This window comes from Pseudomonas sp. Leaf127, from assembly GCF_001423155.1.
GTDB classification, from domain to species: Bacteria; Pseudomonadota; Gammaproteobacteria; order Pseudomonadales; family Pseudomonadaceae; genus Aquipseudomonas; species Aquipseudomonas ovata.
The window spans coordinates 140,390-150,110 of the sequence record NZ_LMOA01000004.1 but is presented as its reverse complement, the minus strand read 5'-3'; the positions used below and the strand labels follow the sequence as shown (position 1 = coordinate 150,110).

Here is a 9,721-nt window from a genome sequence, read left to right as displayed (position 1 = left end):
TGCATCGCCGATGGTAGTGTGGAGCTTCTCCATGTGAGAGTAGGTCATCGTCAAGATTCAAACCCAGAACCCCTGATCGCCTTGCGATCGGGGGTTTTGCTTTGCGCGGAATAAAATTAATGACCTGCAAAACGCTCTAACTGGACGCTCATCCTCGTACCCCTTAAGGTGCGCCCTTGAGTATCACTCTGACGAGTCAAGGAAGCAGGCATGCCCCACACGACCACGCTCACCGCCGGTTTCATGGTGGTTCATGGCAACCGACTGGATGAACTGCGCAGCCTGGTCGTGTCATGGATGCGACGTTATCCCCTGGCACCGCTTGAGAACGAAATCGCGCTGGTGCAGAGCAACGGTATCGCCCAATGGTTAAAGCTGGCCCTGGCAGAAGACGCCCAGGATGAAGACCAGGGCGGCTGCGGTATTGCAGCCGCTGTGGATGTGCAGCTACCCGGCAGTTTCATGTGGCAGCTCTACCGGGCCGTACTGGGCCGCGAAGAAATCCCGCTGACCTCGCTGCTGGACAAGGCCCCGCTGACCTGGCGTCTCATGCGTCTGCTTCCTGAATTGATTGACCGCCCGCATTTCGAGCCACTGCAGCGCTTCCTGACGGTCGATGCCGACCTGCGCAAGCGTTATCAATTGTCCGAGCGGCTCGCCGACCTGTTTGACCAATATCAGGTGTACCGCGCCGACTGGCTGGAAGACTGGGCCGCCGGCCGCCATCAACTGCGCTCTGGGCGCGGCGAGGCAAGGCCCTTGAGCCCTGCCAACATCTGGCAGGCCGAATTGTGGCGCGCCCTGCTGCACGATGTCGGTACCGAAGGCATGGCCCAAAGCCGTGCCGGTGTGCACCAGCGTTTCATGGCGCGCATCCAGAGCCTGGATCAGGCCCCTGCCGGCCTGCCGGCGCGGGTCATCGTCTTTGGCATTTCGTCGCTGCCGGCACAGGCACTCGAAGCGCTGGCCGGACTGGCGCGCTTCAGCCAGGTCTTGCTGTGCGTGCACAACCCTTGTCGCCACCATTGGGCCGATATCGTGGCGGACAAGGACTTGTTACGTCACCAGGACAAGCGCCAGGCGCGCAAGAGCAGCATGCCACTGGTGCTGGATCCGCAATCGCTGCATCAGCACGCGCATCCACTGCTCGCGGCCTGGGGCAAGCAGGGCCGTGACTACATCAACCTGTTGGACAGCCACGACAACCCCCACAATTACCGTTTCTGCTTCAAGGACGAGCGGATCGACCTGTTCAGCGACGGCGATCCCAAACACCTGCTGGGCCAGGTCCAGGACGATATCCTTGAACTGCGTCCGCTCGATGAAAGCCGCGCCTTATGGCCGGACGTCGACCCGCTGCAGGACCGTTCGATCCGTTTCCACGTCGCCCACAGTGCCCAGCGTGAAGTCGAGGTCCTGCATGACCAGTTGCTGGCCCGCTTCAGTCACGATCCCGAGCTGCGTCCGCGCGACATCATCGTCATGGTGCCGGACATCGACAGCTATGCACCGCATATCCGGGCCGTATTCGGCCAGATCGAGCGCGACGACAAACGCTTCATCCCGTTTACCCTGGCCGACCAGGGGCAACGCGGCCGCGACCCGCTGCTGATCGCCGTCGAACACCTGCTCAAACTGCCCGACAGCCGTTTTCCGGTCAGTGAAATCCTCGACCTGCTTGATGTGCCTGCCTTGCGTGCCCGCTTTGGCATCCAGGAGCGCGACCTGCCGACCCTGCATCGCTGGATCGAGGGCGCCGGTATTCGGTGGGGACTGGATGCCCGCCAACGTGTCAACCTGGGCCTGCCCGGCGCACTGGAGCAGAACAGCTGGCAGTTTGGCTTGCGCCGCATGCTGCTGGGCTATGCCGTCGGTGCCGGCGAAGCCTGCCAGGGCATTGAACCCTACGATGAAATCGGCGGCCTGGATGCGGCCCTGATCGGCCCGCTGGTCGCCTTGATCGATGCACTGGACATCGCCTACACCGAGTTCTCCAGCGTTGCCACTGCCCAGCAGTGGGGCGTGCGCCTGCAAACCTTGCTGCAGGTGTTTTTCCAGGCTGAAAGCGAACACGACGACTACCTGCTCGCGCAACTGGAAAGCCTGCGTGAAACCTGGTTGCAGACCTGTGAGTCGGTTGCCCTTCAGGACCCATTGCCGCTGACAGTCGTGCGTGAAGCCTGGCTGGCCGGACTGGACCAGGGGCGTCTGTCGCAGCGTTTTCTGGCCGGTTCGGTGAATTTCTGCACCTTGATGCCGATGCGCGCCATCCCGTTCAAGGTGGTCTGCCTGCTGGGCATGAACGATGGCGATTACCCGCGCGCGCAACCGCCACTGGACTTCGACCTGATGGGCAGCGACTACCGTCCCGGTGACCGCTCGCGGCGCGAGGATGACCGTTACCTGCTGCTCGAAGCATTGCTGTCGGCCCGTGACCAGCTTTATATCAGTTGGGTCGGGCACAGCATTCGCGACAACAGTGAGCGTCCAGCCTCTGTGCTGGTCGGGCAATTGCGTGATCATCTGGTCAGCGGTTGGCGACTGGCACAAGCAGACCCCGACGATAACCCGGGTGAGGCGCTGATCAAGGCGTTGACCCTCCATCATCCGCTGCAGCCCTTCAGTGTTCGTTATTTCCAGCAAGATTCTGGTTACTTCAGCTTTGCCCGCGAATGGCAGGCATTGCACGGTGAGCAAGATGCCAGTGCGCCTGTGCCCGCCACCCAGCTGGCTGCGCACGAGCCCCTGGAACCCCTGAGCCTGCAGCAGTTACATGATTTTCTGCGCAACCCGGTCAAGCACTTCTTCACCCAGCGGCTCAAGGTGTTTTTCGATCAGCGCGAGGCCCCGCTGGCCGATGAAGAACCCTTCGTGCTCGATGCCCTGCAACGCTATGGCCTGACCGAAAGCCTGCTGGGCGCCGCGATGCTCAAGCCAGACGCTGTCGAGCAGGCCTTGCATACCCAGGCCCTGCGCCTGCAAGGCAGTGGCCTGCTGCCCATGGCCGGTTTCGGTACCTCGCTGCAAGCCGAGTTACTCGAACCGCTGCCAGGTGTGCTGCAGCGCTATCACGCCTTGCTCAGCCGTTGGCCACAGCGGCTCGACAGCGCGTTGCCGGTCAGTGTCGAGCACCGCCAGGTGCAGCTTGATGGCTGGCTCGACGGCTTGCACCGTAATGCACGGGACGAACTGCTGGCCGTCACGGTCATCCCCAATGGCATTGGCTCGAAGAAAACCCGCAAGTGGCACCGGCTGATCCGGCCCTGGGTCAATCATCTGGTGGCCTGTGCCTGTGACCTGCACCTGACCACCGCGCTGGTGGCCACCGACGAAACCTTGTTGCTGCCGCCGCTGGACAAACAAACGGCTGGCGAAGCCTTGAACGACCTGCTCAGTGGCTGGCTCAATGGCATGCAGCAGCCTCTGCCGATTGCGCCAAAAACCGCCTTTGCCTGGCTCGGACAGCCGGCCGACAAGGCCGAGGCCGCCGCGCGCAAGGTTTACGAAGGCGATGGCCAGAACAGCAATGGCGAGCGTGCCGAAAGCACCGCCTTGCTGCGGCAGTACCCGGACTTCGACGCGCTGCTCGACAGCGAAGAATTCGCCGGCTGGTGCGAATCGCTCTACAAACCCTTGTATGACGCCCCCTGGCAGGGCGAGGAGGCGGCCGAATGAATCCTGTTACCTCAATCGCCCGGCCTCTGGCCCTGCGTTTTCCGCTGCGCGGCAGCCAATTGATCGAAGCCAGCGCCGGCACCGGCAAGACCTTCACCATCTCGGCCCTGTATGTGCGCCTGGTCCTGGGTCATGGTGACGAGCTGTCGCGATTCGGCCGTGAACTGCTGCCACCGCAGATTCTGGTTGTGACCTTTACCGATGCGGCCACCAAAGAGCTGCGTGATCGCATCCGTACTCGCCTGGCAGAAGCCGCGCGTTTCTTTCGCGACGAAATTCCGGCCCCCGATGCACTTGTCAGCGAGCTGCGTGACGAGTTCGCCCCTGAGCAATGGCCCTCCTGTGCCAGCCGGCTGGACATTGCCGCGCAATGGATGGACGAAGCGGCCGTCTCGACCATCCACAGCTGGTGCCAGCGCATGCTGCGCGAACACGCTTTCGACAGCGGCAGCCTCTTCACCCAGAGCCTGGAAACCGATCACAGCGAATTGCTCGGTGAAGTGCTGCGCGATTACTGGCGGCGTTTCTGCTACCCCATGGACGGCGCTGCACTGGCTTGGGTGCGCGAAAACTGGGGTGGCCCGGCGGCCTTGCTGACGCGTGTGCGCGGTTTGTTCGGACGTGAGTTCGAAGCCTCTGCGCAGGAGCCGGCACACCTGATCCTGAGCGTGCTCGAACAACGTCGCGCGGCGCTGGTCGAGCTCAAGGCACCTTGGGCCGCCTGGGCCAGCGAACTCTACACCTTGTTCCAGGGAGCCGTGGCCGCCAAGCACGTCAACGGCCGGCAGATCCAGGAGCGCTTCTTCAAGCCCTGGTTCGACAAGCTCACCGCCTGGGCACTGGATGAAAAACAGGAATACCTCGACCTGGGCACCGGCTTTACGCGCCTGACCCCGGAGGGTATCGCCGAGTCCTGGAAGGTCGAACCGCCGCAACACCCTGCTTTCGTGGCGATGCAGGCCTTGCAGAGCGCACTGGAGCGCCTGCCGACCCCCGATGCCGAATTGTTGCAGCACGCCGCGGCCTGGGTGAGCGCCCGCTTCGAAGCCGAGAAACACCGCCGCGCAGAAATGGGCTTCGACGACATGCTGCTCAGGCTCGACACCGCCTTGCTGGCGGCTGGCGGCGAGCGATTGGCGAGCCTGATTCGCGAGCAGTTCCCGGTGGCACTGATCGACGAATTCCAGGACACCGACCCGGTGCAATACCGGATCTTCGACAGCATCTACCGTCTGGAAGATAACGATGAGCAGACCGGCCTGTTCCTGATCGGCGACCCCAAGCAGGCGATCTATGCATTCCGTGGCGCCGACATCTACACCTACCTGCGCGCGCGCAAGGCTACTGCCGGCCGCTGGCATACCCTGGACACCAACTACCGTTCCAGCGTGACCATGGTCGAGGCGGCCAACCATGTGTTCCTTAGTGCCGAACAGCGTGAGGCCGGTAAAGGTGCCTTCCTGTTCCGTGACGGCAAGGATAATCCGGTGCCCTTTCAGCCAGCCCGGGCGCAGGGGCGCAAGGAGCGCCTTGAACTCGACGGCCAACCGCTGTCAGCCCTGACCGTGTGGCAACTGTCGAATGAGCAACCGGTGTCCGGTACGGTCTATCGCCAGCGACTGGCCGCCAGTTGCGCCAGCGAAATCGTGCGCCTGCTCAATGCCGGCACCCAGGGCCGCGCCGGCTTTGCCCGTGACGGGCAAGCCTTGCGCAGGCTGCTGCCGGCCGATATCGCGATTCTGGTGCGCGACGGCAAGGAGGCCCAGGCGGTGCGCAGCGAACTGGCCCGGCGTCATGTGCGCAGTGTGTACCTGTCGGACAAGGACTCAGTCTTTGCCGCCCAGGAAGCCCACGATGTGCTGGCCTGGCTCAAGGCATGCGCCGAGCCGGATGTCGAGCGTACCTTGCGCGCCGCGCTGGCCAGCATCACTCTGGCCTTGCCGCTGGCCGAGCTTGAGCACCTGAACCAGGACGAACTGGCCTGGGAAGAGCAGGTCATGAAGTTTCGTGGCTACCGCGGCCTGTGGCGCACGCAAGGCGTGCTGCCGATGCTGCGACGTCTGCTGCACGACTTCAAGCTGCCTCAGACCCTGATGGCCCGCAGTGATGGCGAACGGGTGCTGACCAACCTGCTGCACCTGTCCGAACTGCTGCAACAGGCCGCTGCCGAGCTCGATGGTGAACAGGCCTTGATCCGCCATCTGGGCGAGCACCTGGTGCTGTCCGGCCAGGCCGGCGAAGAGCAGATCCTGCGTCTGGAAAGCGATGAGCAACTGGTCAAGGTGGTGACGATTCACAAGTCCAAGGGCCTGCAGTATCCGCTGGTATTCCTGCCATTCATCTGCTCCAGCAAACCGGTGGACGGCACGCGCCTGCCGCTGCACTTTCACGATGAAAACGGTCAGGCCCGCATCAGCCTGCAACCGACCGACGCGCTGATCAAGCGCGCCGACGACGAGCGCCTGGCCGAAGACCTGCGCCTGCTCTATGTCGCCATGACCCGCTCCGAGCACGCCTGCTGGCTGGGCGTGGCCGACCTCAAGCGCGGCAATGCCAACAGCTCGCAGCTGCACCTGTCGGCGCTGGGCTACCTGCTGGGCGCAGGCCTGCCACTGAGTGACAGCGCGCAATTGGGCGAGTGGCTGAAGGCACTCGTCAAGGGCTGCCCGGCCATCGCCCTGCAAGCGGTGCCGGAGCCTGACGACACGCTTTTCAGCCCGCCGCTCAAACCGACCCGCCAGCTCAAGACATTGCTGCCCCGGCGCAAGGCGGCCGATCACTGGTGGATCGCGTCCTACAGCGCGCTGCGCATTGGCGATGGCATTACCGCCAGCGGCGACAGCGCCCCCGACACGCCGCTGGCCCAGAAACTGTTCGACGACGAGCGTCCAGAGACGCAGGCGGCGCGCGACCCCTTGCCGGGCACCAGCGACCTGCACCGTTTCCCGCGTGGACCGAACCCCGGCACCTTCCTGCACGGTTTGCTCGAATGGGCGGGCAAAGAAGGGTTTGCCCTGGCAGCCAGCGACCCGGAAGGTGTGCTCGACACTGTTGCCCGACGTTGCAACCTGCGCGGCTGGCAGGCCTGGATCAAGCCGTTGACCGACTGGCTGCTGCACCTGTTACAGATGCCTTTGCTGACGACACAGGGCGCTCGCCCCCTGGCGCTGGCGGCACTGGACCAGCCCAACCAGTACCGCATCGAGATGGAATTCTGGTTCGCCAGCCATTATGTCGATGTCGCGCGCCTGGACGAACTGGTGCGCGCCCATACCCACGACAACGCTCCGCGTGCACCACTGCAAACCACCACCCTCAATGGCATGTTCAAGGGTTTTATCGACCTGACGCTCGAACATGACGGGCGCTATTACGTGGCCGACTACAAGTCCAACTGGCTGGGCGACGACGACAGCGCGTATACCGACGAGGCCATGCAGGCCTCGATCCTGGAGCATCGCTACGACCTGCAATACACCCTCTACCTGCTGGCCCTGCACCGTCAGCTCAAGGCGCGATTGCCCGGCTACGACTACGACCAGCACATGGGCGGCGCGCTGTACCTGTTCTTGCGCGGCAGCCGTGCGCCGGGGCAGGGCGTGTATTTCACCCGCCCACCCCGCGAGTTGATCGAAAGCCTCGACCGGCTCTTTCAAGGCCAGTCGCAGGCGGCGCTTCGCCCAGGAGAATTCGCATGAGCCGCACCTTCGCCCAACTGCTGCCGACACCACTGGAAGCCGACAGCCTGACCCGGCTGATGCCGCTCGCACGTATCGATGACCTGCTGCTGTTGCTGGACCGCTGGACCGAGCGCGGCTGGTTGCGGGCGCTGGACCGGGCGTTCGTGGCCTTTCTGGCGAGCCTCGATGCCCAGGCTGATCCGCGGGTGCTGTTGGCGGCGGCGCTGACCAGCCACCAACTGGGCCATGGTCATGTGTGCCTCGACCTTTACGAGACACTCAAGGCGCCGGACTTTGCCTTGTCGCTGCCGCCCGAGGGTGACCTGCACAGCGGGCCTATGCTGCTGCCGTCGCAACTGCTGGCCAGCCTGGATGGCGCGGCCTGGTGCCAGGTCCTGGCTGACAGCTCGCTGGTGGCCAGTGCCGATGACCACAGCCCACACGCCCTGCAAAAGCCGCTGGTCATGGCCGACCGGCGCCTGTACCTGCGCCGTTACTGGAACTATGAGCGGCGCATCGACGCCGTGCTGCGTCAGCGCCTGTCGGCCGAAGAAACCCCGCCGCCTGATCTGGCGGGGCGGCTGGAGGCGCTGTTCGGCAAGCCCGGTGCGGTCATCGACTGGCAAAAGCTGGCCTGTGCGCTGGCCACGCGCCGCGGGTTCAGCATCATCACCGGGGGCCCTGGCACCGGCAAGACCACCACCGTGGTGCGTTTGCTGGCGCTGTTGCAGGAACCCGCCGTGCACAGCGGCCAGCCCTTGCGCATTCGCCTGGCAGCGCCGACCGGCAAGGCGGCGGCGCGCCTGACCGAGTCGATCAGCCAGCAGGTCCGGCAATTGACCATCGACGAGACAGTGCGCGAGCGCATCCCCAGCGAGGTCACCACCGTGCACCGCTTGCTGGGCAGCCGGCCTGGCACCCGGCACTTTCGGCATAACGCTGGCAACCCCCTGCCGCTGGACGTGCTGGTGGTCGACGAAGCCTCGATGATCGACCTGGAAATGATGGCCAACCTGCTCGACGCCTTGCCACCCCATGCGCGCATGGTGCTGCTCGGTGACAAGGACCAGTTGGCCTCGGTGGAAGCCGGTGCTGTGCTGGGTGATCTGTGCCGCGATGCCGAGGCCGGCTTCTACAGTCCGCAGACCCAGGCCTGGCTGGAGTCGGTCAGCGGCGAAAACCTGCACGCCAGCGGCTTGCAGAGCGGCGATGACCTGCAGCACCCGCTGGCACAGCAAGTGGTCATGCTGCGGCACTCGCGGCGTTTCGGCGAAGGCAGCGGCATCGGTCAGCTGGCGCGACTGGTCAACCAGCAGCAATACGCCCAGGCCCGTGCCTTGCTGGCCGGCAACACCCATGCCGACCTGTTTGTGCGCGTACTCAAGAATGAACAGGACCTGCACTTCGAACAGATGGTGCTCGACGGTCACGGCAGCGGGCCGCAGGGTTACCGGCATTACCTGAGTGTGCTGGCGCAACAGCGTCCTGCGCCGCAGGCGGCCTTGAGCGACCCGTGCTGGACCGGCTGGGCCCGTGCGGTCTTGCAGGCGTTCGATGAGTTTCAATTATTGTGTGCGGTGCGCAAGGGGCCCTGGGGCGTCGAAGGGCTCAACCTGCGCATCACTCACGCGCTGTTCAATGCCGGGCTCATCGGCAGCGAGCAGCAATGGTACGAAGGCCGGCCGGTATTGATGACCCGCAACGATTACGGCCTTGGCCTGATGAACGGCGACATCGGCATTGCCTTGAGGGTGCCGGAGCGTGAAGGCCAGGGGCAGCACGTACTGCGCGTGGCGTTTCCTCGCAATGACGGCAGTGGGGAGGTGCGGTTCATCCTGCCCAGCCGGCTCAACGATGTCGAAACGGTCTACGCCATGACCGTGCACAAGTCCCAGGGCTCGGAATTTGCCCACACCGCGCTGATCCTGCCCGAGGCCCTTAACCCGGTGCTGACCAAGGAATTGATCTACACCGGCATCACCCGCGCCAAGCATTGGTTCAGTCTGCTGGAGTCACGCCAGGGCGTGTTCGAACAAGCCCTGCAACGCAAGGTCAAGCGCCTGAGCGGGTTGATGTTGGGCCTGTAACGATCGATGTGGCCATGCCAAAACCAATGGTTGCGCCTTTATGGCGCAGCCATGGCGCCTGACTTCGCTACCTGATTCCACCCCCCGCTGCCTTTGACGCGCTAAATGCAGCCGTCTAAACCGACACTTTCCAGCACGGCACTATTACAGAACAAAGGACGCAAAATGCTGCGAGGTTGATTTGCCTTTAGCGCAACGATTGCTTCTGAAATGCATAATTGTGGGAAAGCGGGGGCGTGCCTACCATCGGTCCATGGTCGCACCCCCCGCCACGCAAGG

The 9,721-nt window shown here is 63.9% G+C and carries 3 protein-coding genes; all 3 read left to right on the top strand.

Going from position 1 to position 9,721, the window contains the following annotated elements; genetic code table 11:
• Positions 1–210 precede the first annotated feature (210 nt).
• The 3 genes from recC to recD are packed head-to-tail and all read left to right on the top strand — an operon-like array spanning position 211 to position 9,442.
• Positions 211–3,675 (top strand): exodeoxyribonuclease V subunit gamma, encoded by a 3,465-nt coding sequence (recC, locus tag ASF84_RS05500; protein ID WP_056836071.1) that lies wholly within the window; start codon positions 211–213, stop codon positions 3,673–3,675.
• Complete coding sequence (gene recB / locus ASF84_RS05495; RefSeq protein ID WP_056836068.1) at positions 3,672–7,373, top strand: exodeoxyribonuclease V subunit beta; 3,702 nt, start codon at positions 3,672–3,674, stop codon at positions 7,371–7,373. Before recC ends, recB begins: the two co-directional genes overlap by 4 nt.
• Entirely contained in the window at positions 7,370–9,442 is a 2,073-nt protein-coding gene (gene recD / locus ASF84_RS05490; RefSeq protein ID WP_056836066.1) for an exodeoxyribonuclease V subunit alpha, read from the top strand. The genes recB and recD overlap by 4 nt, the downstream gene beginning before the upstream one ends.
• The last annotated feature ends 279 nt before the right edge of the window (positions 9,443–9,721 follow it).

Coding starts and splice junctions, on each gene's coding strand:
- recC (WP_056836071.1), top strand. CDS start 211: ATGCCCCACACGACCACGCTCACCGCCGGTTTCATGGTGGTTCATGGC.
- recB (WP_056836068.1), top strand. CDS start 3,672: ATGAATCCTGTTACCTCAATCGCCCGGCCTCTGGCCCTGCGTTTTCCG.
- recD (WP_056836066.1), top strand. CDS start 7,370: ATGAGCCGCACCTTCGCCCAACTGCTGCCGACACCACTGGAAGCCGAC.